Raw genomic sequence first — 24,215 nt, 5'->3', positions numbered from 1 at the left:
CACCGCGACTCAACGAGGAGTTGACGCATGTCACCGCACGGCACCCGCCTGACCAGGGGCGCGGCGGCGCTCTCGGCCCCGCTGCTCGCCCTCGCCATGGCCACCCCGGCCCAGGCCGCCACCACGGTCACCGTCGCCGCCGACGGCTCCGGCGACTACACCACCGTCCAGGCCGCCATCGCCGCCGTGTCCCCCGGCTCGACCATCAAGATCAAGCCCGGCACGTACAGGGGCCAGGTCTCCATCCCCGCGAGCAAACCGGGGCTCATCCTGCAGGGCACGTCCGGCAACTCCGCCGACGTCGTGATCACCGGGAGCACCCCGGCGTCCACGGCGGGCACCGAGGGCAGCGCCACCGTCCTCAACAAGGCCAAGGACACCTCGGTCACCGGCCTGACCATGGCCAACACCTACGCCGCGCACGACAGCCAGGCGCTGGCCCTGTACGCGGGCGGCGACCGGCAGGTGTACCGCAACGTGCGGATGCTCGGCTACCAGGACACGTTCCTGTCCTGGGGCGGCACGGGCGGCTCCCAGGTGCGCCAGTACGTCTACAAGAGCTACATCGAGGGCGCCGTGGACTTCATCTACGGCAACGGCGCGCTGGTGGTCGACTCGACCACCATCCAGTCCCTGGACCGGGGCAGCAGCAACAACGGCTACATCACCGCCGCCGCCACCCACTCCTCCAACCCGTACGGCATCCTGATCACCCGGTCCACCCTGAAGGGCCCGTCGGCGGCCAAGACCGTGGCCCTCGGCCGCTGCTGGCACGCGGGTGGCGCGGCCGACGCCATCGGCCAGGTGCTGGTGCGCGACTCCACGCTCGGCGGCCACATCCGGCAGACCGGCGCGTGGCAGGACATGGGCGGCTTCTCGTGGAAGACCTGCCGCTTCACCGAGCACAACAACTCGGGCGCCGGGGCGACGACCGGGACGGGCGACCGCCCGCAGATGAGCGCCTCCACCGCCGCGAACCACACCGCGCAGAAGTACCTCGCGGGCAGCGACGGCTGGAACCCGGTGCAGTAGCCCTCTTCGACCGGCCGGGGTTTCCCGGCGGGACGCGCGTCCCGCCGGGAAACCCGGTCACGGCCGGAAGGGGTTCACCGCCCGCGCGCACACGTCGGCCCGCTCGAACGACCAGTAGCCGGAGATATCCCGTACCGCCCGGCGCCGCGCCGCCCCCCCGTCGTGCGCCGTCCCCGAGCGGAACACGTTGTCCCGCACCGGGTCGCCGGAGATGGCCTGGAAGGTGTTGCCGTCCGCGCAACCCGGCGTCGCCGTACCGCCGCACGGTCATCGGCTCCCGGAACGTCAGCGTCCCCGGCCGGGGCGCGGGTCAGCCGACCGAGTCCCGGCTCACCCGCGAGGGGGCGGGCCGGGACCGGGGCCGATCAGCCCACCGCGACCGGCTCGTCCACCACGACGCCGGTGTGCCGGGCGATGACCGCGCACTGCTCGTCCAGCGACCGCCGCGACAACCCGGCCTGCGGCGCCGCCGCGTCGAACCCGTGGAACGCGCCCGCGAACTGGTGCAGCTCCACGGACACGCCCGCCGACATCAGCCTGCGCGCGTACTCCACGCCCTCGTCGCGCAGCGGGTCGCGGTCGGCGACCATCACGTACGCGGGCGGCAGACCGGTCAGGTCCGACGCCCGGTTCGGCGCGGCGTACGACGGGGCGCCGCCCTCCCAGCCGCGCAGGTAGTTCCGCCACATGTGCACGCTGTTCGGCTGGTTCCAGCCGGGGGTGGCGGTGAACGCGCGCATCGACGCGGTCTCCAGCCGGTCGTCCGCCACCGGGTACAGCAGCACCTGGAGCGCGATCGCCGGTCCGCCCAGGTCGCGCGCGGCCTGCGACACGGCGGCGGCCAGCGCCCCGCCCGCGCTGCTGCCGCCCACCACGACCCGCGCCGGGTCGATCCCCAGCTCGGCCGCGCCCGCGCCTGCGACCCACACCAGCGCGTCGTAGCAGTCGTGGAACCCGGCGGGGTAGGGGTGCTCGGGCGCGAGCCGGTAGTCCACCGACACCACCACGACCCCGGTCCTGGCCGCGATCTCCCGGCACCGGGCGTCCTCGGTCTCCAGGTCGCCCGCGGTGAACGCCCCGCCGTGGAAGAACACCAGCGCGGGCGCGGGGTCCGCCCGCCGCACCGGCCGGTACACCCGCGCCGGGACGTCCGGGCTGCCCTCGCGGGTCGGAACCGCCCGCTCGGCCACCTCCAGCGCCGCGTCGTGCGGACCGGCCCCGCGCAGCGCCCGCGCCAGCCGGAACCCGCGCCGCAGCGTGGTCCGCACCGACTTCGGGTCCGAGTAGTCCACGACCGGCTGCATCCCGGCGGACTCCAGCAGCTCCCGGTCGATCCCGTGGAGGTCGTGCTCGCTCACCGTGCTCCACCGCTTTCCTCGCCGGGAAACAACCTTCGATCCGCCAACGCCGGGAACTCGGCGCGGGCCGCCGCCACCGCGGACGGCGCGAACGCCACCCGCAGCTCACCCGGCTCCGAGCCCGCCTCCGCCAGCACCTCGCCCCACGGGTCGACCAGGACGCTGCGGCCGGCCAGCTCCGTGCCGTGCTGCGTCCCTGCCGCGTTCACCGCCAGCAGGAAGCACTGGTTCTCCAGCGCCCGCGCCCTGGTCAGCAGCCGCCAGTGCGCCACCCGCGCGGCGGGCCACGCCGAGGTCACCAGCAGCAGCTCGGCCCCGTCGTCCACCTGCGCCCGGAACAGCTCCGGGAAGCGCAGGTCGTAGCACGTGCTCAGCGCGACCCGGCCGAACGGGGCCGCGTGCGCGCCCACCCCGTCGCCGGGCGCGAGCAGCTCGCTCTCCCGCGCGCCGTAGCCGAACAGGTGCACCTTGCGGTAGGTGTGCGCCAGCTCCCCGTCGGGGGTCAGGAGCAGGCTCGTGTTGTGCAGCCGCCCGTCCGGCGCCCGCTCCACGACGCTGCCCGCGTGCAGGTGGACCCCGGCGGCGCGGGCCGCCTCGCCCAGCGCGGCCACGACCGGGCCGTCCAGGGGCTGCGCGGTGCGCGCGTAGTCGTCGAACGCGAAGAACCCCGTGGCCCACAGCTCGGGCAGCAGCACCAGGTCCGCGTCGCCCAGCGCGGCGACGCGCTCGCACACCCGCTCGACCCGCTCCCGCGGCGACAGCTCCGCCGGGGTGGCCTCCTGCAGCAGGACCGCGCGCAGCAGCCGCCCGTCCGACCAGTCGGAGCCCGGAACGCCCGAGCCGCCGGAACCGACCGAACCGCCCGGCGTGCCAGAGAAGCCCTGCCCCACCGGTAACTCCCGACCGGCGGGGTCCTGACCCGCTGGGCGCGCCGCCCGGTCCCCGCCCCCCGCGCTCAGCGGACCCTGCCCGCGAGCAGGTAGGCGTCCAGCGGCCCGAGCTGGCCCCGGAACAGCTTGTCCAGGTCCGCGTCACCGGTCGTCGGCAGCTCGCCGTACAGCTCGTCCAGCCCGTCGTACGCGCCCCGGATCGCCAGCGTCGTCCGGTCCAGGATCGCGCCTTGGCCCAGCCACGTGGCCATGTCCAGCGCGCTGTCCGCCACGTCCTCGGGCACCGGCAGGCTCGGGTGCGGGTGCAGCACGTGGTGCTCCTCCTGGAGCAGCCCGCGCATCAACCGGTAGAACACCGGGCTCTCGCTGCGCGCGGTCAGGTACACCGGCAGGTCGGGGCGGCACGCGGGCAGCACCGCCTCGTGGATGCGCTCCCGCATGACCTTGCGCATGACCCCGCGCGACTGCTGCTCGGGCACCATGCCGGTGGAGTCCAGGTACACCAGGGTGCGCCGGTCGTAGGGCAGCACGTGGAACCCGGTCCAGCCGATCATGCGCCCCTCGGGCGAGGCGATCAGCACGAACTCGGCCAGCCGCTCCAGGTAGCCCTCCTTGGAGCGCTGCGCCCAGTACGGGGTCATGTCGGCGCCGAAGGACCGGGTGGTGACGGGGACGAGCGCGTCGTAGATCCGCCACTGGGCGGACAGCGTGAGGACCCGGCCCGGCCGGTCGACCACGAACGCGGTCAGCCCGCCCTCCTGGGGGAAGGTCCGGTAGTGCGACACCGAGTCGCCTAGCACGTCCGCGACCAGCGGGAGGGCCGCTGCGGTGGTGGGGGCTCCGATGCTGATGGTACTGCCCTGCTTTCATCGTCGGACCCGCTCCCGGAAGCGCTCGCACGAGCGCGGCGCGGGTGGGCCTCGGCCTGGGAAGGGGAGTGCCGGTGGCGAGGCCGCCACCGGCACGGACCGGGACCTTACGCCCCGGAGGTTTCCTTTGCGTAGCCCCGAAAGGGCGTCACCCGCTCAGCGCCCACCGGCTTCCGGGACGCCCCGCTGCTCGCTCCCGTCCCGACCCGCGCCCAGGACGCCGTCGCCGAACACCGTGCGGTAGCCGGAGGCCGTGCCGCCCGCCAGCTCGCCGCCGTCGACCACGAGCTGCTGCCCGGTCAGGTATTTCGCCTGCGGCGAGGCGAGGAAGAAGAACGCGTCGGCGATCTCCGACGGGTCGGCGTGCCGCCCGGCCGGGATGCGCGCGTTGACCTCGGCGAGCATCTCGTCGGTGTACTCGGCCCGCTGCATCGGCGTCATCACGTAGCCGGGGCTGACGCAGCCGGTGCGGATCAGCGGTGCGTACTCCAGCGCCAACGTCCTGGTCAGCGCCAGCACCGCGGCCTTCGAGGCGTTGTAGTCGGCGTAGTACGGGTACCCGACCGAGGCGTTCGTGGACGCGGTGGCCAGCAGCACCCCGCCGCCCGCCGCGACCATGTGCCTGGCCGCCGCCTGCCACAGGCCCATCACGCCGAGCACGTTCACCTTGAGCAGCCCGGTGACGTCCTCCTCGGTCATGTCCAGGAACAGCCTGCGCAGGCTGATGCCCGCGTTGGCGACCACCACGTCGACCCCGCCGTGCTCGGCCGCGACCGCGTCGACCGCCGCCCGCACCGCCGACCAGTCCGAGACGTCCACCAGCGCCGTTCGCCCCACCTCGTCGGCGGGTGCGGGCGGCTTCAGGTCCAGGTTGACCACCCGGTCCCCGGCCTCGGCGAAGCGCCGGGCGGTGGCGAGCCCGATGCCGGACGACGCCCCGGAGATGACGACAGTGCGCATGGTGCGGATTCCTCACGGTTGTGCGGGTGCGGCGGGCGTGGCCGGGGCCCGGCGCGACGGGCCGCGCACGCGGGGGTGGTCCCCACGTGCGCGGCCCGGTCGTCGTCGTGCCCCGCGTCGCCCTGCGAGCAGTCTCGCCGGTCCTCGGCGCGCGGGACCGCCTTCCTGGCCGCGCGCCTTCGGTCAGGCGGGCTGCGCGGTCTTCGGGGCGGCCTTCGGCGCGACCGCCTCGTCGGCGGGAGCGGCAGCCCACTTGGTCTTGCTGGTCAGCGCCGCGAACACGTGGCCCAGGTACTGCACGGTGAACCACAGCGGCAGGAACGCCGCGAACGACGGGGCCGACCCGGTCTGCACCCACGCGATGGTCGCCCAGGTGATCACGCCGACCGCGGCGTTGAGCGCCACCGTCGTCGACAGGTCGGTCTGCCGCTGGCCCCAGTCCTCGGAGCGGGGCTTGAGCACCGCGCCCAGCAGCAGCCCGGTCAGCAGCGAGCCGAGCAGGCCGACTCCCGCGACCTTGAGCATGTCCAGCGGCGTGGTCGCGTTGCCGCCCAGCACCGCGTAGTACAGCACCCCGAGGCCGATGCCGACCACCAGGCCGGGCAGGTGCGCGGCGGGGGAGCGCCAGTGCGCGGGCTTGGGCATGGCCACGTCGGCCGCGCCGCGCGGGGCCCGGTACACCGGCGGGAAGATCAGGCCGGTCACGTCCACGTACGGCTGGTACGACTTCGCCGACAGCGCCAGCAGGCGCTTGTCGTACAGGATGCTGCCGATCACGTTGTAGACGTTCAGCACGACGCCCAGCACCAGCAGGTCCGCGGTCATGGTCGGCAGGAGCAGGAACATGCCGAAGAACGCGGTGTGCACCGGGAAGCGGATCCAGCGCCTGCTGCCGACCTTCCACGGGATCAGCTTCGGCCCCGGCGAGTTCGTCACCTGCGACACCAGCGTGGTCGAGCCGAACGCGAGCCCGCAGTCGTACTCGAACAGGTGCAGCTGCCAGTACCACAGCCAGGACACCACGGTCACCGCGTACATCCCGTACATCAGCGCGCCGCTGGTCTCCCACACCACCGCGTCCGGGGTGTGCTGCCACAGCGAGGCCGCGACCAGGATGTAGACCACGTTCGACAGCGACTCCACCGAGCGCCAGGCCAGCGACTCCATGCGGGTCTTGGCCTTCACCACCCGCTTGACGCGCAGGGTGGCCAGCACGGAGTGCTGCACGCCGAATCCGGCCACCAGTAAGGCGTCGACGACCAGCGCTGTGGTCAGGTCCATGTCCACTACTCCTCTATCGGTCGTTCCCGGCCCGGACCCCGGCGCCGGGCGCGCCGGGGTGGGGCGGGTGGGGGCAGGACGCTTGCGCGAGGACTCGGACCCGCGAGGCCCGACCGGGCGGTCAGACCTTGAACAGCTCTTCCATCGTCTCGTGCGAGATGCTCTTGTCGTCGTCGCGGTTCGCCGCGTACGACATGTTCACGATCGTGCGCTTGCCGCCCAGCAGGGGGTGGACCTGGTGCAGGGTCGTGTCGGTGCGCAGCAGGTAGAGGTCCCAGGGCTTGAGCTCGTGCGAGCGGATCACGCCGTCGACGAGCTTCTGGAAGACCTTGGGGTCCTCCTTGTCCCACGAGGTCCCGGAGACGGTCTGCACGAAGCCGCCCAGCTCCAGCGGCGGCACCTCCACCACGAAGATCACCGCGAAGCTGTAGTCGTCCCAGTGCCAGCCGTGGGTGTCGCCCCTGCTCTCCAGGGAGGTGATGATGTACTGCTCCGGGAGGTAGGGGCAGATCTTCACCGGCTCGCCCGCGACCTTGGACAGCGCCTCGCGCAGCGCGGGGGAGCGGTAGACCGCGTCCACCCACCCGTCGTGCTCCCTGATCTCCGCCGCGTTCACGTTGCGCATCTTGCGGTGGCTGTTGCCGGTCTCCTTGAGCTGGAGGTCGCGCCGGATGCCACCGGTGCGCACCAGCTCCTGGATCTCGTCCGACAGCACCTGCTTGACCGAGTCCGGGAGCACGTACGGGATCAGGCCGAAGCCCAGCTCCTCGAAGCTCTTGCGCGACATCGCGTAGCTCTCGTCCGGCAGCGAACCCAGGTGCGCGGCGATGTGCTCGTCGACGGTCGCGGTGGTCAATTCCGACACAATTCCCCCATGGCTGGTGGCTTAGGTGAGGGTCACCCGTTCCAGGCGCGCGATCCGAGCCGATCGCGTGTCGCGTTCGCGCATCGTTGCGGGAGCGGAGCGGGCAATTTTCCCGAGGTTTTGCGGGGTGTCTTGCGGTCCCGTTCGAGAAATGGGGAGAGTCGAATTACCGGAAGTTTACGCACTGTGACACCCGGCGGCAATGCGGCAAGCCGTACGCCTCTGAGCTGGTGAGACGCTTCGGTACCGCGTATACCGCCGATGACCTGGTGCGATCACTCCGGCATGTGGTGGGATCTCCTGGCGGGCACAATCTACGTCAGCCCCGCGCGCCGTCGCAATACCTTTCGCGGTGGCGGGTGCGCGTGGCAATCTCGGGCTGGGTCGACCAAGTCGACCAGTTGCGCGCAGTTCTGGTGGACAAGGCCGTTCACCCGTTCGGTCGATTATTGAAGATAATTTCCCCCATAAATGAACCTTGGGTTCACCGGGCACGCCGCCGCCCGCGTGGGCGCCCTCGCGGCCGGACCGGCCGCAGGGCGCGGACGCGGCCGTTCGGGCGTGGTCCGCCGAGAGCCGCGACACGGAGGCCAACCACATGACCGGGACCGAGTCCGCGCCGCCCAGCACCACCGCCGCACCCCGCGCGAGCAGCGCGAACGCCCTGGAGATCGCCGTCGTCGGCGTCGGCCCGCGCGGCCTGTCCGTGCTCGAGCGGCTGTGCGCCAACGCGGGCGCCGACTTCGCCCACCTGCGCCTCCGGGTCCGCCTGGTCGACCCGCACCTGGGCAGGGGCGGCCGGGTGTGGCGCACCGACCAGTCGCCGCAGCTGCTGATGAACACCATCGCCTCGCAGGTCACCCTGTTCACGGACGAGACCGTCGATTGCGCGGGACCGGTGGCGCCCGGACCGGATCTGCACGAATGGGCAGGGTTCTGCGCCCTCGCGGGCGAGTTCGACGACCTGCCGGAGGCGGTCCGCGCCGAGGCCCGCGCGCTCGGGCCCGACGACTACCCCACCAGGGCCTTCTACGGGCACTACCTCGACTGGGTGCTGCGGCGCCTGCTGCGCACCGCGCCGCCCAACGTCACCATCGAGCTGCACCGGCGGCTCGCCGTCGACCTGGAGGAGGACCCGGACGGCGTCCAGCACCTGACCCTCGCGGGCGGCGAGCGGATCACCGGGCTGGACGCGGTCGTGCTCACCACCGGCCACGCCGACCTGCGCCCGACCGGCGAGGAGCGCGCGCACGCCGAGTTCGCCCGCGCCCACGGCCTGCGCTACCTGCCGCCGGACAACCCGGCCGAGACCGACCACGGCGCCATCGAACCCGGCGAGAAGGTGCTGGTCCGGGGGCTGGGCCTGAACTTCTTCGACCACGTGGCGCTGCTCACCGCCGGACGCGGCGGCCGGTTCACCCGCCGCGCCGACGGCGCCCTCGCCTACCTCCCGTCCGGCCGCGAGCCGATCCTGGTCGCGGGGGCCCGCAGGGGCGTGCCGCACCACGCGCGCGGCGAGAACCAGAAGGGCCCGCGCGGCAGGCACGTGCCGCTGTTCCTCACCGAGGAGCGCATCGCCGCGCTGACCGGGGCCGGTCGCCCGCTGCGGTTCCTGGACGACGTGTGGCCGTGGATCGACGGAGAGGTCCGGGCCGTCTACTACGCGGCCCTGCTGGCCGAGCGCGGTGGGCCCGGCGCGGCGGCGGGCTTCCTCGCCGAGTACCGGCCGCTCGTGGAGGCCGTGGGAGCGCTCTCACAGCTGGCCGCGGAGTCGCGGGACCCGGTGACCGCGCGACCCGGCCCGCACGCCGCCCCGGTGGCGCTGGCCGAGGCCGAGGGCGAGCTGCTCGACGCCTGGTCCGTGCCCCGCGCCGACCGCTGGGACTGGGCCGCGCTCGCCGCCCCGCACCGGGGCCGCGACTTCGCCCACCCCGAGCAGTTCCGCGCCTGGCTGCTCGACCACCTGCGCGCCGACGTGCGCGAGGCCCGCCTCGGCAACGTGCGCGGCCCCCTCAAGGCGGCCCTGGACGTGCTGCGCGACCTGCGCAACGAGGTCCGCCTGGTGGTCGACCACGGCAGCCTCAGCGGCGACTCGCACGAGGCCGAGCTCCAGCGCTGGTACACGCCCCTCAACGCCTACCTGTCCATCGGCCCGCCGGTCGGCCGGATCGAGGAGATGATCGCCCTGCTGGAGGCCGGGGTGCTGGAGGTGGTCGGCCCCGGCGTCACCGTCGAGCGCGACGAGCGGCGCGGCGAGTGGGTCATGGGCAGCCCGGCCGTCCCCGGCTCCCGGCACCGCGCCCGCGTCCTGCTGGAGGCGCGCCTCCCGGAGAGCGACGTGCGCCGCACCCTCGACCCGCTCGTGGAGTCCTTGCTGCGCAAGGGCTGCGGTGTCCCGTACCGCATCCCGGTCGACGGCGGCGGGCACCTGGAGACCGGCGGGCTGGCCGTCACCCGCCGCCCCTACCGGCTCGTCGAGCGCTCCGGCGCGGTCCACCCGAGGCGGTTCGCCTTCGGCATCCCCACCGAGTCCGTGCACTGGGCGACCGCGGCGGGTGTGCGCCCCGGCGTGAACTCCGTCATCCTCGGCGACGCCGACGCGGTGGCCAGGGCGAGCGTCCTCGCCGCCGACGCCCGCGCCGCCGACGCGGTCGGGAGGAAGGGGAACCGTGTTCGCTGACACCGGACTGCTCTCGCCGGGCTGGGCCCGCACCGGCGTGGACGCCCTGCTCGACGACCGGGCCTGGCTGCGCGCCATGATCACCACCGAGGTGGCGCTCGCCAGGGCGCAGGCGCGGCTGGGCGTCGTGCCGGAGTCCGCCGCCGAGACCATCGCGGCGGCGGCCGACCCCGACGCGTTCGACTGGCCCGGCCTCGTGGAGGGCGTGCACGCCACCGGGAACCCGGTGGTCGCGTTCGTCTCCCAGCTCACCGCCATCGTCCGCGCGGCCGACACCGAGGCGCCCGCCACCGGCCTGTCCGCCGCCGACCACGTCCACCGGGGCAGCACCAGCCAGGACGTCCTGGACACCGCCACGATGCTGCTGTGCCGGGACGCGCTGCGCAGGCTCCGCACCGACCTGCTCGCCACCGCCGCCGCGCTCGCCGCGCTGGCCGGGCGGCACCGCGACACCCCCATGGCGGGCCGCACCCTCACCCAGCACGCCGTCCCGATCACCTTCGGCCTCAAGGCCGCGGGCTGGCTGGCCCAAGTGCTCGACGCCGTCGAGCGGATCGAGGCGGTGCTGGACGGCGGCCTCCCGGTCTCCCTGGGCGGGGCGGCGGGCACCCTGGCCGCCTACGGCGAGTTCGCCGACGGCGACCCGCTCGACCTGGTCGAGCCGTTCGCCGCCGAGCTGGGCCTGGCCCCGCAGGCCCTGCCCTGGCACTCCTCCCGGACCCCGATCGCCGACGTGGCCTCGGTGCTGGCGTTCGCCTCCGGGGCGCTGGGCAGGCTCGCGGCCGACGTGGCGGTGCTGTCCCGCACCGAGATCGGCGAGGTCGCCGAACCCGCGGAACCGGGGCGGGGCGCGTCCTCGGCCATGCCGCAGAAGCGCAACCCGGTGCACGCCACGGCGATCCTCACCGCCGCCAGGCAGGTCCCCGCGCTCGTCTCGGTGCTGCACCAGTGCCTGGTGGTCGAGGACGAGCGGTCGGCGGGCGGCTGGCACGCCGAGTGGCAGCCGCTGCGGGAGGCGCTGCGGCTGGTGCTGGGCGCGGCCCGCAACGCCGCCGCGCTCACGGCGGGCCTGCGCGCGTTCCCGGACCGGATGCGGGAGAACCTCGCGCTCACCGGCGGCGCGGTCGTGTCCGAGCGGCTGGGCGCGCGGCTCACCCCGGTGCTGGGCAAGGTGGAGACCAAGCGGCTGCTCACCGAGGCCACCGCCGCCACCTCGGGCCGCCCGGACGAGCTGCCGGACTGGTTGCACACCAGGCTGGCGGGCGCCGGACCCGACCTGGACGCGCTGCGCGCGCTGTGCGACCCGCGCGGCTACACCGGCGCGTCCGGCGCGCTGGTCGACCGCGCGGTCGAGCGCTGGCGCGCGGTCGGGGAGCGCGGGTGAGCGCCGCGACCAGGCGGGGCGAGGCGGTCGCCGGGCTGCGCGAGGCGCTGGCCGGGAACCGGCGCGTGGTGGTGGTCGGCGACGAGCCCGAGCTGGCCGCCGAGTTCGGCCGGGAGCGGGTGCTGGCCTCCGGCGACGCGGGCTCGGTGGCCGCGCTGGTCGCGGGCGGCCTGCACCCCGTGGTGGCGGTGGCCCCGGAGGAGCTGCCCGCGTACCAGGCGTTGCTGGTCGGCACCGGGAACCCGGTCGTGCTGCGCACCACCGGGACCTGGGCCGCGCACCTGCCGGGCGTGCGGCTCGTCGCGCCCGCGACCCCCGCCGACTCGCGGCTGCTGCTGGCCGAGGCGGTGCGCGCGGGGGAGCCGGTGGTGCTGGTCGAACCCGAACCCCGGACCGCTCCCGCCGAACCGCGCGGCTTCGTGGTCCCGGACCCCGCCGGACGGCGCGGGTTCCCGGTCTCGGCTTCCGCCGAACCGCGCGGCTTTGCGATCCCGGACCCCGCCGGACGGCGCGGGTTCCCGGTCTCGGCTTCCGCCGAACCGCGTGGTTTCGCGGTCCCGGACCCCGCCGGGCCGCGCGGCCTCGCCTCGGCTCCCGCCGAACCGCGCGGCTTCGCGATCCCGGACCCCGCCGAACCGCGCGGCCTCCCGGCCCCGACTCCCGCCGAACCACACGGCTTCGTGGTCCCGGACCCCGCAGTTCCGGGCGGCTTCGTGGTCCCGGCGCCCGCTCCCACCACTCTCGTGGTCCCGGCGTCCGCGGTGCGGGCGCCCACCGCGCCGGAGCGCGCGGCACCCGAGCTGTGCGCAGGCCCACCGCCGCGCGGAGCCGCTGAACCACCCGACCCCCGCCACCCCCGGCTGTCCACAGTGGACAAGGTGGTGCCGCCGCTGGGACGTGCCGCAGTGCTCAGGCCGGGCGTCGACGTCACCGTGCTCGCGGTGGCGGCCTCGGTCGACCCCGCCCTGCGCGCCGCCGACGCGCTCGCCGCCCGCAGGGTCGACGCCGAGGTGGTCGACGTCCGCTCGCTGTTCCCCCTCGACCTGGGGACGCTGGTCGCGTCCGCCCGCCGCACCGGCCGGGTCGTGGTGGTCACCGAGCCCTGGGCCGCCCGCAGCGCCGACGCGCTCGCCGCCGCCGTCACCGAGCTGGCGTTCGACGACCTGCTCGCCCCGGTGGCCCGGCTGCGCGCGGGAACCGGGCGCCCCGGCGGCCCGGACGCGGCCGACGTCGAGCGCGCCGCCGCCCTGCTCGCCGAGCGGGGCTGCCGCTGAAACTGGGTGGTCCGGGACGGCGCGCCGCCCCGGACCACCCCGCGCTCACCGCAGCAGCGCGTGCCGCAGCGCCGCCGCCTGCGAGGCCAGCGAGCGCGCCGACACCCCGGCGGTCGGCACCGCCGCGTCGAACCCGTGGAACGCGCCCGCCACGTGGTGCAGCTCCACCGGGACCCCGTCCCGCGACAGCCCCACCGCGTAGTCCACCGCCTCGTCGCGCAGCGCGTCCACCTCGGCCGCCAGCACGTACGCGGGCGCGACCCCGGTGAAGTCCGCGCGCCGCGCGGGAACCGCGTACTCCGACGTCGCCGCCTCCGGCGAGTCGCCGAGGTAGTGCCGCCACATCAGCGCGCTGTCCGCGACCTTCCACGACGAGGTCTCCGGGTAGCGCCGCATCGACCCGCTCACCAGCCGGTCGTCCAGCGCCGGGTACAGCAGCACCTGGAGCGCCAGCTCCGGCCCGCCCCGGTCGCGCGCCATCAGCGCCACCGCCGCGGCCAGCGTCGCGCCCGCGCTGCTGCCGCCCACCGCGATCCGCTCCGGCGCGAACCCCAGCCCGGCCGCCGCGCCCGCCACCCACTCGACCGCCGCGTAGCAGTCCTCGCCCGGCACCGGGAACGGGTGCTCCGGCGGTCGCCGGTAGTCCACCGACACCACCGCGACCCCGGCCGCCGCGAACCCCAGGCAGCGGTGGTGCTCGGAGTCCAGGTCGCCCGCGACGAACGCCCCGCCGTGGAAGTACACCAGCACCCCCGGCGGCGTCGGGGCGGCGGCGGGCCGGTAGACCCGCAGCCCGACGTCCGCGCCCGGCACGGGGAACGAGGTGTCGACCACCTCCACCCCGACCGGGTCCGGCGCGCCGCGCAGCAGCGCCCGCGACAGCTTGCAGGCGCGGGCGAAGTTCCGCCGCGCCTTCAGCGGGTCGGTGAACGACACGTACGGCTGGGCCCTCGCCGAGTCGACCAGCTCCGGGTCGACCAGCGCGGTCCAGTCGTGCCCGAGCGCGGTCACCCGGCGGTCCTGGCGACCACCCGCGCCATGCCCGCCACGGTCAGGTCCTCCACGACCTCGTCCACGTCCAGCTCGACGTCGAACACGTCCTCGACCTCGGTGATGATGGACAGCAGCAGCAGGGAGTTCCCGCCCAGGCTCAGGAAGTCCGCGTCGTGCGCGACCGGCGACACCTTCAGCGCGCGCTCCCACACCAGCGCGACCCGCTCGGCCGCGGCGTCCTCGGTGATCTTCTGGATGGTCATGGTGAGTGCTCCGTCCCTCTCGCGGCCCGGCGGCGCGGGCCGTTCACGCGTCGAGCGGTTCCAGGGCGGCCGACGTGGCCACCCGCACTGCGTCCCGGTTCACCTTCAGGTTCCGGTTCAGCAGCGGGCTTTCCGGGGTCAGCTCGCCGGGCAGCAGCGCGATGCGGCTGATCCGCCGCCCGGCCCCCAGTCGGGAGCTGACCAGTCCGATGCGGGGGCGCACCGCGTCCCGCGCGGCCTCCCGGTCGCCGTCGTACCAGACGGCGGCGGCGTACCCGTCGCCGTCCGGCGCCGGGTACAGCGCGACCCGGTTGACCCCGCCCGCCTTGGCGATGTCGAACTCCAGGTCCTCGATCTGGAGCTTCTCACCGCCGCTGGTGATCACGACGTTCTTCTTGCGCCCCTTGAGGAACAGGTGGCCGTCGACGAACTCGCCGAGGTCGCCGGTCGCGATCGTGCGCGGCCCGCGGAACACCTGCTCGACGTCCTCGGGCTCCTCGCCCTCGTAGCCGACGCACAGGTGCACGTCGTGCGTCACCAGCACCTCGCCGTCCGGGGCGATCCGCACGCTGCCGGGCTGGTTCTCCCGGCCGACCGAGCCGATCCGGTTGTCGCCCGGCAGGTTCCAGGTCAGGTAGCCGATCTCGGTCATGCCGTAGATCTGGTACAGCTCGAAGCCCGCGCGGGCGAAGAACTCCAGCATCTCCGGCCGCACCGGGGCCGACCCGACCAGCATCAGCCGCGCCCGGCCGCCGTAGGAGTCGTGGAACGAGCGGAACACCTCGCGCCGCAGGCGCAGCGCCTCCTCGCGGGGCAGCGAGTCGGCCGGTTCGACGGCCCGGTCCAGCGCCTCGCGCTCGTGCGGCGGCAGCTTCTCGTACCGGCTGTGCGCGAACTCGTAGAAGTTCGGCGGCCCCAGCAGGATCGTCGGCCTCCCCTGCTCCAGCGCGGCCAGGAACCGGGACGCGGTGGTGAGCACGATCCCGCAGGCGTTGCGGATCGCCAGGTAGCACAGGTACCGCTGCTGGAAGGTGGACAGCGGCAGCGCGATCAGCACCCGGTCCTCGGGCGTCATCGGGTACGCCGCGCCCTGCGCCCGCACCAGCGCCTCGACCCCGCGCCACGCCAGCAGCAGGCACTTGACCCGCCCGGCGGTGCCGGAGGAGAACGCCAGCGTGAACACCTCGCGGTCGTTCTCCGGCAGCCGCTTCCCCAGCGGGGCCGGGGGATCGGCGTCCGGGGTGAACCCCGGCAGCCCCAGCAGGTCCTCCAGCGGGGCCACCGCCGGGCCGTCGTCGGCCGAGCGCGCGGCCTTGGCGGCGAACACCGCGACCAGCCCGTAGGTCCGCGCCACCTCGGAGTTGGGGCGGCCCTTGAAGTCCGGCACCGGGATCGCCACCGGGACCGCGCCCAGCTCCAGCAGCGCCAGGTCCAGCACCAGCCACTCGTAGCTGTTGTCCCCGCGCACGCCCACCCGCGCCCTCGGCGCGATCCCGCGCTCCCGCAGGTGCGCGGCGACCCGCTCGACGTCGCCGAGCACCTCGCTCCACGGCGCGAACCGCGTCCCGCCCCGCTCCACCCGGTGCACCCCGCCGGTGGTGGCCGCGCGCAGCCACTCCAGCACGATCCGGGGATCTTCCCCGCCCATCCGGTGTTCCTCCCCTGAATCCTCGCCGCGCGCCCGCCGCCCCGCGACGACCGCGCTCGGGACCGGCGCCCCCTCGCGCCGCCCCGCCGTGCCCGGCTCCCACCGCCGCGCCCGGTCCTGCTCCCGGACCTCCGCGCCCGAACCGGCCGCCGTGCCCGGTCCAGTCGCCGTGCCCGGTCCAGTCGCTCAGACCGCCGCGCCCGAACCGGCCGTCATGCCCGTTCCGACCGCCGTGCCCGTTCCGACCGCTCAGACCGCCGCGCCGCTGCTCCGCTCCGAGCCCTCGGTCGCGCCGCCCACACCCTCCGCGCCCCGCTCGCCGCGCGGCTTGTGCGCGGCCGTGAACGCCACCGCCGCCAGCAGGCCCGCCACCAGGCAGGAGACCCACAGCAGCGGCGCGCCGCGCCCGTACACGTACGTGCCCACCGCCGGTCCCAGCGCGAACGCCGTCGACTGCACCGCCGCCAGGTACCCCTGGTACCGCCCGACCCGCCCGCTCGGCGACAGCGACGCCGCGGCGCTCGCCACCACCGGGGAGAACAGGATCTCGCCGATCGTCCAGGTCACCACGCTCGCGATCAGCAGCGCGAACGACGGGAACGACCCGGAGGCCGCGATGCCCACCGCCATCAGCGCCGTGCCCAGCACCAGCGGCAGCCGCCACGGCAGCGTCCGCGTCCACGCGCTCAGCGGCACCTCGAACACGATCACCAGCACCGCGTTGAGCGTCAGCAGCCCCGCGTACACCTTGGCGTCGTGGAAGTCCGCCACCGCCAGCGGGACCGTCGACGAGTACTGCACGTACACGGCGGTGATCAGCAGCACGCCGGTGAAGAACAGCGCCAGCTGCACCGGGAAGCGCTTGCCGCCCGCCGCCACCTCGTCCGCGGACGCCTCCTCGGCCACCCGCGCCGCGGGCTTCGGCAACCCGAGCCACAGCACCAGCGAGAACAGCAGGTACGCGCCGCTGCTCACCAGGAACAGCGACTCCAGCCCGTACGGGGTGATCGCGATCGCCAGCACCGGCCCCACCGCCGCGCCCACGTTCAGCGCCAACCGGAAGAACGCGAACACCGGCACCCGGTCCCGCTCGCGGGTGTGGTCCACCAGCAGCGCCGAGGCCGCGGGCAGGTACGACTGCGCGAACAGCGCCGCCGCGAACACCCCGACCAGCGCGACCGCCTTCGTCGGCGCGAAGCCGATCACGGCCAGCCCGACCGCCGCCAGCAGCGTCGACCCGACCAGGGACGCCTTGCGGGAGAAGCGGTCCGACACCCAGCCGCCCAGCATCGACCCGCACGGGATCGCGACGCCGACGGCCAGCAGGATCAGCGGCATCTGGGCCAGGGTGAACCCGAGCTGCTCCAGGAACAGCGTCAGGAACGTGGCGAAGTACGAGCCGGACCGGTTGACGAACACGCCCGCGACGAGGATCCAGACCGGGCGCGGCGAGCTCAGGATGACCTTGAGCACCGACCGCTGCTCGTCGGCCCCACCGGTCCCGGCCCCACCGGTCCCCGCGCTCACAGCGGCGTCCCGTCCACCACCAGGTCGGCCGCGACCGCGTCCCGCCGCTCCAGGCACTCCCGCCGGTCCGCGCCCGTGACGATCGCGAAGCCCAGCCGGGACAGGAAGCCCTCCGGCGGCAGCCGCACCTCGGTGCCGGGCGGCAGGAACGTGGTCAGCCGCTCAAGACCGGGGTACTCGGCCTCGTCGCGGCGCAACCGCACGCCGTCCACCCGGTAGGCCCGGTCCGGGTACACCATGACGATCGCGGCCACCTCCGAGCGCAGCGGCTCGGTCTCCGGGGCCAGCCCGACCGCCACCCGCGCCGCCGACGCGGCCAGGTCCACCCCGCTGGCCAGCTTGCCCAGCAGCGGGATCAGGTCGCCGCCCAGGCGCACGTTGATCTCGATGATGCGCGGCCCGTCCGGGGTGAGCCGGAACTCGGTGTGCGTGACCAGCCGGTCCAGCCCGACCGCCCGGTGCGCCTCGCGCACCAGCCGCACCGCCTCGTCGATCGCGGGCGAGGGCTCGGCGGGCACCACGTGCCCCAGCTCCTCGAAGTACGGCGGGAAGCCCAGCACCTTCTCGGCCACCACCAGCGGGTGCGCGACCCCGTCCCACACCACGCAGTCGACGCTGAACTCGGGCCCCTCCAGGTACTCCTCCAGCAGCACGCCCGCGAGCTTGGACGCGGTGCCGTCCCCGGCCTTGGCGGTCGCGGCGATCGCGAACGCCTCGCGCAGCCCCGCCTCGTCGTCGGCCCGCACCACGCCGATGCTCCCGCCGAGCGCGAGCGGCTTGCACACCAGAGGGAACCCGACGCGCCCCGCCGCGTCCACGGCCTCCTGCTCGGTGTGCGCCACGGCGAACCGCACCGGGCTCAGCCCGGCCTCGGCCAGGTGCCCGCGCAGCGCGGACTTGTCCTTGCACAACCGGATCGCCTCGGGCGAGGTGTGCGCGATCCCGACCTCGGCGGCGACCCGCGCGACCGTGCCGACCAGGCTCTCGTCGTAGGTCAGCAGCCCGTCCGGCGCGACCTCCCGCACCGCCTCGACCAGCGCGGGCACGTCCGCCGGGTCGACCACCCGGAAGTCGGTGATGTGCGGCTTCTGCCAGGTGGGCTCCCGGTTCTCCAGGAGCACGAGGTCGGCCTCGCCCGCCATCGCCTCCAGCGCGTATTCCCGGAACGCCTGACCACCGCTGCCGATGACGACCAGCCGCTTTTCGCTCACTGCGGGAATCCCCCTGTGCTTCCGTGCCCGGTGTTCGTGCCGAGTGCCGCGCGGAGGCGGTGGCGCGGGACGGTCGGGCAGGCGGCGTCGCCCCGTGGCGGACCACCGCGCGGGAAGCAGCCGCGGTGCCGCGACATCGCGCTCCGGCTGGGAAAAACAGTGCCACACCCCGGTGTTGCGGGGCAATCGAAGAAGAGTCGGAACACCGTATGGCTGATTGCACTCGCACCGGAAAAAGAACCCGGTCCCTGAAATGCCCCTTCCCGCCCTGCGGAACGCCCCGCTGCGCCGAACGGGCCATCGGGAAACCCGATGGCCCGCGCCGCCGTCACGCCGCGGCGGGCGTCCGGCTCACCTCGGGGCCGACCGCGTCGGGGTCCGGCTGCAACGACACCAGCAGCGCCGCGCCGACCGTCATGACCGCGCTGAGCGCGATCACCGGCAGGTAGCTGTGGAACCGGTCCGCGATCACCGCGCCCAGCTGGCTGCTCACCGCCACCGCCACCATGTGCAGCGCCCACAGCACGCCGATCGCGGTGCCCTTGCGCCCGCGCGGCAGGATCTTCGCGATCCACATCGTGGTGGCCACCACGGTCACCAGGTAGCTCGCCCCGAACACCGCGCCGAAGACCAGGACGGTGAACTCGGCGGAGAAGAACGGGGTCAGCACCATCGCGCCCGCGCGCATCAGGTAGCCGCCGACCAGCGTGGCCCTGATCCGGCCCCGGTCGCACAGCCTGCCCGCCACCAGCGACCCGGCGATCTCGGTCGCGCCCAGCAGCACGAACGCCACCGAGCTGGTCACCGGGGCCACGCCGTGGTCGTGCATGTGCGGGAACAGGTGCACGTCGACGAACGCCATCGTGGTGCCGCAGGCGAAGAACGGCAGGATCAGCCCGCGCACCCGCCGGTCGGCGAACGCGGTGCGCACCCCGGCCAGGAACCCGTGCTCGGCGGGCGCGGCGGGCGGCTTGGGCTGGCGGGTGGAGGAGCGCACCAGCAGCAGCGACAGCGGCAGTAGCACCACCAGGAACACCGCGCCCGCGCCCAGCAGGATCTGCCGCCAGTCGGTGATGCCGCCCAGGTACGTCCACAGCGGCACCAGCACCATGAACCCGACCGCCGCGCCGTTGGTCAGCACCGCGTACAGCACGCCCGCGTTGCGCCCGGCGAACAGCTGGTCGGCCAGCACGCCCAGCGGCACGAACGACAGCATCGTGCAGCCGATCGCGCCGAGCACGCCGTAGGCCAGCACGAACAGCCGGATGTCGGTGACCGTCCCGCAGACCAGCAGCACGCACCCGACGATCCCGGCGCCCATCGCCAGCACCGGCACCGCGCCGATCCGGTCCGCCAGGTGCCCCACCGCCGACGAGGCGAGCGCGGTGACCACCGCGAACAGCGTCGTGCCCACCGCCAGGGTGCCCCTGGTGACGTCGAAGCTGTCGACCATCGGCAGGAACAGCACCTGCACGGTGCTCTTCATCGACGAGCCCGCCATCGAGATCACGAAGCTGACCGCGGTGGCGAAGATCGCGAACGCGGTGATGCCCCCCGCGATCCTGGGAGTGCCGCTCATGATTGCTCCACCACTTCCCCGAAGTGCCCGCGGACAGCTCCAGCGCGTCCCGGCGCGGGGACATGCTGGCACGCCGGGGTCGGGCGGCGGAATGCGCGATCCGGGCGAATCGGGAAACCGCTGCCACCTCCGGGCGCGGATCCGCGGGGAGCGCGCTGGAATGCTGGGGAAAAGTGCGCAAATCGCATCGGCTGGCCCTGTCGGTCGCCCGTCAAGACCTTCGGGCGAAGTGTTTCAGGGGTAACGCCGGAGGGGGTTGCGGCGGGTATCCGGCTGGGCGCCCGCGCGGGCGCACGAGCTTCGTGGAGGCGAGCGGATGTCCAGGACGGTCAGTGCTGTGGTGGCGCCGGGTGGCGGCAAGCCCGCCGAGCTGGTGGAGGTCGTGGTGCCGGACCCCGGTCCGGACGAGGTGACCGTCCGGGTGCTGGCGTCGGGGGTGTGCCACACCGACCTGCACTACCGGGACGGGGTGATCGCCGCCGAGGGCCCGTACCTGCTGGGCCACGAGGCCTCCGGGATCGTGGAGCGGGTGGGGCCGGGCGTGCGGAACGTCGCGCCCGGCGACTTCGTGGTGCTCAACTGGCGGGCGGTGTGCGGCGAGTGCCGGGCGTGCAGGCGCGGGCGGGCCGAGGCGTGCGTGGACGACCGCACCGCCACCACCCCGATGACCCTGCTCGACGGGACGCCGCTCACCCCGGCGCTGGGCATCGGCGCGTTCACCGAGCTGACCCTGGTGCACAGCGGCCAGTGCACCCCGGTGAACCCGGCGGCCGACCCGGCCGCGGTGTGCCTGCTCGGGTGCGGGGTCATGTCGGGGCTGGGCGCGGCGATGAACACCGGCGGCGTGCGGGTCGGCGACACGGTCGCGGTGATCGGCGTCGGCGGGGTCGGCGGCGCGGCGGTCGCGGGCGCGCGGCTGGCCGGGGCGACGACGGTCGTGGCGGTGGACCGGGACGAGCGCAAGCGCGGCGTCGCGCACGAGCTGGGCGCCACCGACTTCGTGCACGCGGCCGAGGGCGTGGACGTGGTCGCGCGCGTCCGCGAGCTGACCGGCGGGCTGGGCGCCGACGTGGTCGTCGACGCAGCCGGGTCCGAGCAGACCTGGCGGCAGGCGTTCTACGCGCGGGCGCTGGGCGGCACGTTCGTGCTGGTCGCCAGGCCGGACGCGTCGATGAGGCTGGAGCTGCCGCTGCTGGACGCGTTCCTGCGCAACGGCACGTACCGCACGAGCTGGTACGGCGACTGCCTCCCGTCCCGCGACTTCCCGCCGCTGGTCGAGCTGTTCCTCCAGGACCGCCTGCCGCTGCGCCGGTTCGTGTCCGAGCGGATCGGGCTCGGCGACGTGGAACGCGCGTTCGAGGCGATGCGCAGGGGCGACGTGCTGCGCAGCGTGGTGGTGCTGGGCGGCGCGGGCTAGCGCTGCCCGACTGGTCGCGCGGCGTCTCCGCCCGCCGCGCGCCCGTGGTCCGCTGTGAGCGAGCCCCCACTTCCGCCCGCGTGCCCCGAACCGCCGCCGCGCCCCTCCCCGCCGCCCTGACCAGCGCTTGCGCCGGGACCCCCGCCCGCTCGCCCCTCCGCGTCACCGGGTCCAGTGGGCGTGGCGCCCGTGCCGCGCGGGCGCGGTGAGGAGGAGCCGTGCCGACCGACCCGCCCGGCCACGACCCCGAGGCGCTGCGCGAGGTCCGCTCGCTGGTCGCGCGCAGCACGGCGGGCATGGCCCCGGTCCGGCCGCTGCGCGCCCCCGAGCCGATCGTGGTCCGGGCCGGTCGTCGGGGCGGGTTGCCGTTCGACGGCCTCACCACCGACCTGCACCTGGGCTGCCTGCCGATCACCCAGGTCTGCTACGGCAGCTGCTTCGCCGCGCGCGCCGCGTTCGGCGCCGGGTTCGACTTCGGCGTCCGCGTGCGCAACCACCTGGACGCGGACGTGCTGCGCGCGGACCTCGCGGCCCTGCCCGCCGGGCAGCGCTTCCTGCGCAACGGGTGGAACAGCGACGCGTCCTGGGACTGGCGCGGCGCGCGCGAGCTGGCCGACCTGGTGCGGGAGTCCGGGCGCTGCACCGTGTTCGTCACCAAGCACTTCCACCCGGTTCCGCCGGACGTCCTGGCCGGGCTCGTCGCGGCGGGCGCGGAGCTGCGGGTGTCGGTGAGCGCGCTGGACACGCCGGGGCAGCTGCGGCAGCGCCTCGGCGGGCTGCTGGCCTACCGGGACGCGGGCGGCGTGGCCGTGCCGGTGGTGATGAGCTCGCGCTACGCCGACGGGCGGCTCGGGCGCAGGCAGGACGCGCTGGTCGACTGGATCGCCGGCCACGACCTGCCCGGCGCGGAGAACAGCCTGCGGTTCCCGCCGCGCCTGTCGGTGGCCGCGCTGCTGGACCACGACCGGGTCGGCGTGCTCGACGGCAGCGGCGACCTGTGGGCGGGCAGGCTGTACGGCGACCGGCTGCCGGTACCCACGATCACCGCCGTGCCCGGCGACTACCCCGGGTTGCCGTGGCGTCACCTGTCCGAAGTGGACCGGGACCTGCTGGCGTCCTGGGCGGTCGACCCGGTGCGCACGCACGAGGAGGTCGCGGCGGGCGGCGGGCTGGCGAAACCGGAGCAGTGCGGCGTCTCCCGCGCCTGGTCTGCGGACACCTGATCGATCCGGTTCCGTGCGGGGCCCGCACGAACCGTAACGCGGTTGTGAACACCTTCCGCGATCATTCGGGACCTGTGTGTAAACCCTGCGTAGTAGTGCTTGGTTCCCGCGCTCACCTCGGCTTACTCTCCTGCGCCATGAGGGCGATCGCGGTGGCCGCGATGTTGGCGTTGGTGTCGATCGGGTCGGCCTGGTTGTGGGGCGGCGCGGTCGCCGAGGGCTGGGCGTTCGCCTTCGCGCCCGAGTGCGGCGCCGTCGAGCGCGAGGACTGCGTGTTCGAGGAGCGCGTCACGGTGTCGAGCGCCTTCCGCGACTACGACGGCTCGGCGCAGCTGAAGTCGAAGGACGGGGACGGCGTGGAGCACGTCATCGCCGGCCTGCCGAGCTGGGACGACGCCAACCGCGTCGCCCCGAGCCCGCCCGCCGAGGTCGTCCTGGTGCGCTTCGCGGGCCGGACCCTGGACGTGCTCGGCGCCGACGGCGAGCGCGTCACGGTGTCCCCGGTCGCGGACGGCTCGTCGGCGAAGCTGCTGATGTGCGGCATCGCGGTGATCGGCCTGTCCCTGCTGATCCCGGCGTCCTGGGTCCGCAAGGGCGCGGCGGGCGCGGCGGCCGGCCTGTTCGCCGCGCTGGGCGCGGGCACCCTGGTGCCGAGGAGCATCGCGATCCCGCTGGAGATCGTGGTGTTCGTGGTGGTGAGCGCGCTCGTGGCGGCGCTGTTCCTGCTGCACAGGCCGAGCCCGTCACCGGCAGGCCCTGCGCCGGTCGGCTGACGGTTCCCGTCGGGGCGCGAACGTTCGGCGGTCCAGCGGGCCGGCGGGCCAGTGGGCCAACGGTCCGAGGACGGGGCGCCCCGGCGGTCGACGGTCGTGCCGGGCGCGCGAGGGGGCGCGACTACCGCTGGGCGCAAGGTTCCGGTTTCGGGAACCGGCCTACCCGATTCCCCGATCGGGTGAGGGGTGTCGTCCGTTACATCAACTACTTGGCCTAAAAATTCTTTACTACGCAGAATTGTCACGCTTCCGTACGATCGAGGGATAGCCCTTTCGTGTGACGGCTGGTGCGAACAAGTGATCAAACTGCTCGGTAGGTCACCTCAAAGTATCTGTGGTGCAACTTCGGCGCGCCGGTGCACCCATACTGCTGAACGCGTCCTGGGGATACCGTTCGGCGCAGCGTGGATGCCGCTCGCCGCGCGAGCGCGGTAGCTGGTCAGGGGCGGGTCAACCAGACTGGCATCCTCGTTCCCACCAAAACGAATATCTTGGAATAAAGAACGCGGCCTCCTGCGCCAACAGGAGACCGCGTGACGTCCCCACCCCGTGTGCCTGGGCTAGCCACCGCAGAACGCGAAGTTAGGAACCTGTTGAGTCTAGATCCGCAGACACGTCCGCGACCAGAGAGCCAGCCGTCACAAGTGAGTGACATCGGCCCGCTCGCGGTTCGCCGTTCCCTGGCGCTGCACCGGTTGCCGCCACCCCGCACGGGGAGCGCCCCCGCGCGCGTCCCGAACTCCCCGGCGCCCCCGCTCCGCGCCGCCCCCGCCAGGGCGGTGCGGGTGCTGCTCGCCGCCACGTCAGCGGGCTTCCTGGTCCTGGTCGCACTGCTCAGGGCCTCCACGTCGCCCGCGGCCCTCGGGTTCGCGCTCGCGCTCGCGCTGACCTGCCCGGCAGCGGCCTACCGGCTCAGAACGACCGGCGCCGCCGGCTGACCTCGACGGTCCGCCGCCTCCGACGCGCGACCACGCCCCCCGGTCCGCTC

20 protein-coding genes are annotated in these 24,215 nt (G+C 74.4%); 8 read left to right on the top strand and 12 right to left on the bottom strand.

Going from position 1 to position 24,215, the window contains the following annotated elements:
- Nucleotides 1-27: 27 nt before the first annotated feature.
- Complete coding sequence (locus tag CNX65_RS23260; RefSeq protein ID WP_096495667.1) at nt 28-1,032, top strand: pectinesterase family protein; 1,005 nt, start codon at nt 28-30, stop codon at nt 1,030-1,032.
- Nucleotides 1,033-1,397: 365 nt separating this feature from the next.
- Here the strand turns inward: CNX65_RS23260 and CNX65_RS23255 are convergent, their stop codons facing one another.
- From CNX65_RS23255 to CNX65_RS23230, 6 genes are all read right to left on the bottom strand, one after another.
- Nucleotides 1,398-2,390 (bottom strand): alpha/beta hydrolase, encoded by a 993-nt coding sequence (locus tag CNX65_RS23255; protein ID WP_198320544.1) that lies wholly within the window; start codon nt 2,388-2,390, stop codon nt 1,398-1,400.
- Nucleotides 2,387-3,280 carry a nitrilase-related carbon-nitrogen hydrolase gene (locus CNX65_RS23250; RefSeq protein WP_232519971.1) on the bottom strand — a complete coding sequence of 298 codons (894 nt, stop codon included), beginning with the start codon at nt 3,278-3,280 and terminating at the stop codon, nt 2,387-2,389. The genes CNX65_RS23255 and CNX65_RS23250 overlap by 4 nt, the downstream gene beginning before the upstream one ends.
- Nucleotides 3,281-3,345: 65 nt before the next feature.
- A complete protein-coding gene (locus tag CNX65_RS23245; protein ID WP_096495666.1) occupies nt 3,346-4,080 on the bottom strand; it encodes a GNAT family N-acetyltransferase in 735 nt (244 codons plus the stop codon).
- A 225-nt stretch (nt 4,081-4,305) separates the two neighbouring features.
- Nucleotides 4,306-5,109, bottom strand: a complete 804-nt coding sequence (locus CNX65_RS23240) for an SDR family NAD(P)-dependent oxidoreductase (RefSeq protein ID WP_096495665.1) — start codon at nt 5,107-5,109, stop codon at nt 4,306-4,308.
- A 183-nt stretch (nt 5,110-5,292) separates the two neighbouring features.
- Nucleotides 5,293-6,390, bottom strand: a complete 1,098-nt coding sequence (locus CNX65_RS23235; protein ID WP_096495664.1) for a hypothetical protein — start codon at nt 6,388-6,390, stop codon at nt 5,293-5,295.
- A gap of 121 nt (nt 6,391-6,511) precedes the next feature.
- Entirely contained in the window at nt 6,512-7,246 is a 735-nt protein-coding gene (locus tag CNX65_RS23230) for a HalD/BesD family halogenase (protein WP_096495663.1), read from the bottom strand.
- A gap of 487 nt (nt 7,247-7,733) precedes the next feature.
- Between CNX65_RS23230 and CNX65_RS23225 the strand changes: the two genes are divergently transcribed.
- Genes CNX65_RS23225 through CNX65_RS23215 form a run of 3 tightly spaced genes read left to right on the top strand, consistent with a single transcriptional unit; the run spans nt 7,734 to nt 12,593 of the window.
- Entirely contained in the window at nt 7,734-9,935 is a 2,202-nt protein-coding gene (locus CNX65_RS23225) for an FAD/NAD(P)-binding protein (protein WP_232519970.1), read from the top strand.
- Nucleotides 9,925-11,319, top strand: coding sequence for a 3-carboxy-cis,cis-muconate cycloisomerase (pcaB, locus tag CNX65_RS23220; RefSeq protein WP_096495662.1), 1,395 nt, complete (start codon nt 9,925-9,927; stop codon nt 11,317-11,319). The genes CNX65_RS23225 and pcaB overlap by 11 nt, the downstream gene beginning before the upstream one ends.
- On the top strand, nt 11,316-12,593 hold the full coding sequence (locus CNX65_RS23215; RefSeq protein WP_157767808.1) for a transketolase C-terminal domain-containing protein: 1,278 nt from the start codon (nt 11,316-11,318) through the stop codon (nt 12,591-12,593). Before pcaB ends, CNX65_RS23215 begins: the two co-directional genes overlap by 4 nt.
- Nucleotides 12,594-12,638: 45 nt before the next feature.
- On the opposite strand, the gene CNX65_RS23210 is transcribed toward CNX65_RS23215, so the two are convergent.
- The 6 genes from CNX65_RS23210 to CNX65_RS23185 all read right to left on the bottom strand — a co-directional run bounded on the left by CNX65_RS23210 (nt 12,639) and on the right by CNX65_RS23185 (nt 19,814).
- Nucleotides 12,639-13,604 carry an alpha/beta hydrolase gene (locus CNX65_RS23210; RefSeq protein WP_198320543.1) on the bottom strand — a complete coding sequence of 322 codons (966 nt, stop codon included), beginning with the start codon at nt 13,602-13,604 and terminating at the stop codon, nt 12,639-12,641.
- Complete coding sequence (locus tag CNX65_RS23205; protein ID WP_096495660.1) at nt 13,601-13,849, bottom strand: phosphopantetheine-binding protein; 249 nt, start codon at nt 13,847-13,849, stop codon at nt 13,601-13,603. Before CNX65_RS23205 ends, CNX65_RS23210 begins: the two co-directional genes overlap by 4 nt.
- A gap of 43 nt (nt 13,850-13,892) precedes the next feature.
- On the bottom strand, nt 13,893-15,497 hold the full coding sequence (locus CNX65_RS23200) for an AMP-binding protein (protein WP_096495659.1): 1,605 nt from the start codon (nt 15,495-15,497) through the stop codon (nt 13,893-13,895).
- Nucleotides 15,498-15,746: 249 nt separating this feature from the next.
- Nucleotides 15,747-17,024 (bottom strand): MFS transporter, encoded by a 1,278-nt coding sequence (locus CNX65_RS23195; protein ID WP_157767807.1) that lies wholly within the window; start codon nt 17,022-17,024, stop codon nt 15,747-15,749.
- Complete coding sequence (locus CNX65_RS23190; RefSeq protein WP_096495657.1) at nt 17,021-18,235, bottom strand: ATP-grasp domain-containing protein; 1,215 nt, start codon at nt 18,233-18,235, stop codon at nt 17,021-17,023. The genes CNX65_RS23195 and CNX65_RS23190 overlap by 4 nt, the downstream gene beginning before the upstream one ends.
- Nucleotides 18,236-18,563: 328 nt before the next feature.
- Nucleotides 18,564-19,814 carry an MFS transporter gene (locus tag CNX65_RS23185; protein WP_096495656.1) on the bottom strand — a complete coding sequence of 417 codons (1,251 nt, stop codon included), beginning with the start codon at nt 19,812-19,814 and terminating at the stop codon, nt 18,564-18,566.
- Between the two features lie 316 nt (nt 19,815-20,130).
- Here CNX65_RS23185 and CNX65_RS23180 point away from each other — a divergent pair, with 316 nt between their 5' ends.
- From CNX65_RS23180 to CNX65_RS35625, 4 genes are all read left to right on the top strand, one after another.
- Nucleotides 20,131-21,231: an S-(hydroxymethyl)mycothiol dehydrogenase gene (locus CNX65_RS23180; protein WP_096495655.1), complete on the top strand. Its 1,101-nt coding sequence runs from the start codon at nt 20,131-20,133 to the stop codon at nt 21,229-21,231.
- A 218-nt stretch (nt 21,232-21,449) separates the two neighbouring features.
- Nucleotides 21,450-22,454, top strand: a complete 1,005-nt coding sequence (locus CNX65_RS23175) for a hypothetical protein (protein WP_096495654.1) — start codon at nt 21,450-21,452, stop codon at nt 22,452-22,454.
- 137 nt (nt 22,455-22,591) lie between these two features.
- Nucleotides 22,592-23,227, top strand: coding sequence for a hypothetical protein (locus tag CNX65_RS23170; protein WP_096495653.1), 636 nt, complete (start codon nt 22,592-22,594; stop codon nt 23,225-23,227).
- Nucleotides 23,228-23,871: 644 nt separating this feature from the next.
- Nucleotides 23,872-24,165: a hypothetical protein gene (locus CNX65_RS35625; RefSeq protein WP_157767806.1), complete on the top strand. Its 294-nt coding sequence runs from the start codon at nt 23,872-23,874 to the stop codon at nt 24,163-24,165.
- Nucleotides 24,166-24,215: the final 50 nt, after the last annotated feature.

Source organism: Actinosynnema pretiosum (assembly GCF_002354875.1).
GTDB classification, from domain to species: domain Bacteria; phylum Actinomycetota; class Actinomycetes; order Mycobacteriales; family Pseudonocardiaceae; genus Actinosynnema; species Actinosynnema auranticum.
This window is presented reverse-complemented; position numbering and strand designations above follow the sequence as displayed.

Bases quoted from the DNA above. Each gene is read 5' to 3' on its own strand.
- CNX65_RS23240 (WP_096495665.1), bottom strand. From the start codon at position 5,109: ATGCGCACTGTCGTCATCTCCGGGGCGTCGTCCGGCATCGGGCTCGCC.
- CNX65_RS23235 (WP_096495664.1), bottom strand. From the start codon at position 6,390: ATGGACCTGACCACAGCGCTGGTCGTCGACGCCTTACTGGTGGCCGGA.
- CNX65_RS23185 (WP_096495656.1), bottom strand. From the start codon at position 19,814: ATGAGCGGCACTCCCAGGATCGCGGGGGGCATCACCGCGTTCGCGATC.
- CNX65_RS23260 (WP_096495667.1), top strand. From the start codon at position 28: ATGTCACCGCACGGCACCCGCCTGACCAGGGGCGCGGCGGCGCTCTCG.
- CNX65_RS23200 (WP_096495659.1), bottom strand. From the start codon at position 15,497: ATGGGCGGGGAAGATCCCCGGATCGTGCTGGAGTGGCTGCGCGCGGCC.
- CNX65_RS23180 (WP_096495655.1), top strand. From the start codon at position 20,131: ATGTCCAGGACGGTCAGTGCTGTGGTGGCGCCGGGTGGCGGCAAGCCC.
- CNX65_RS23170 (WP_096495653.1), top strand. From the start codon at position 22,592: ATGAGGGCGATCGCGGTGGCCGCGATGTTGGCGTTGGTGTCGATCGGG.
- CNX65_RS23205 (WP_096495660.1), bottom strand. From the start codon at position 13,849: ATGACCATCCAGAAGATCACCGAGGACGCCGCGGCCGAGCGGGTCGCG.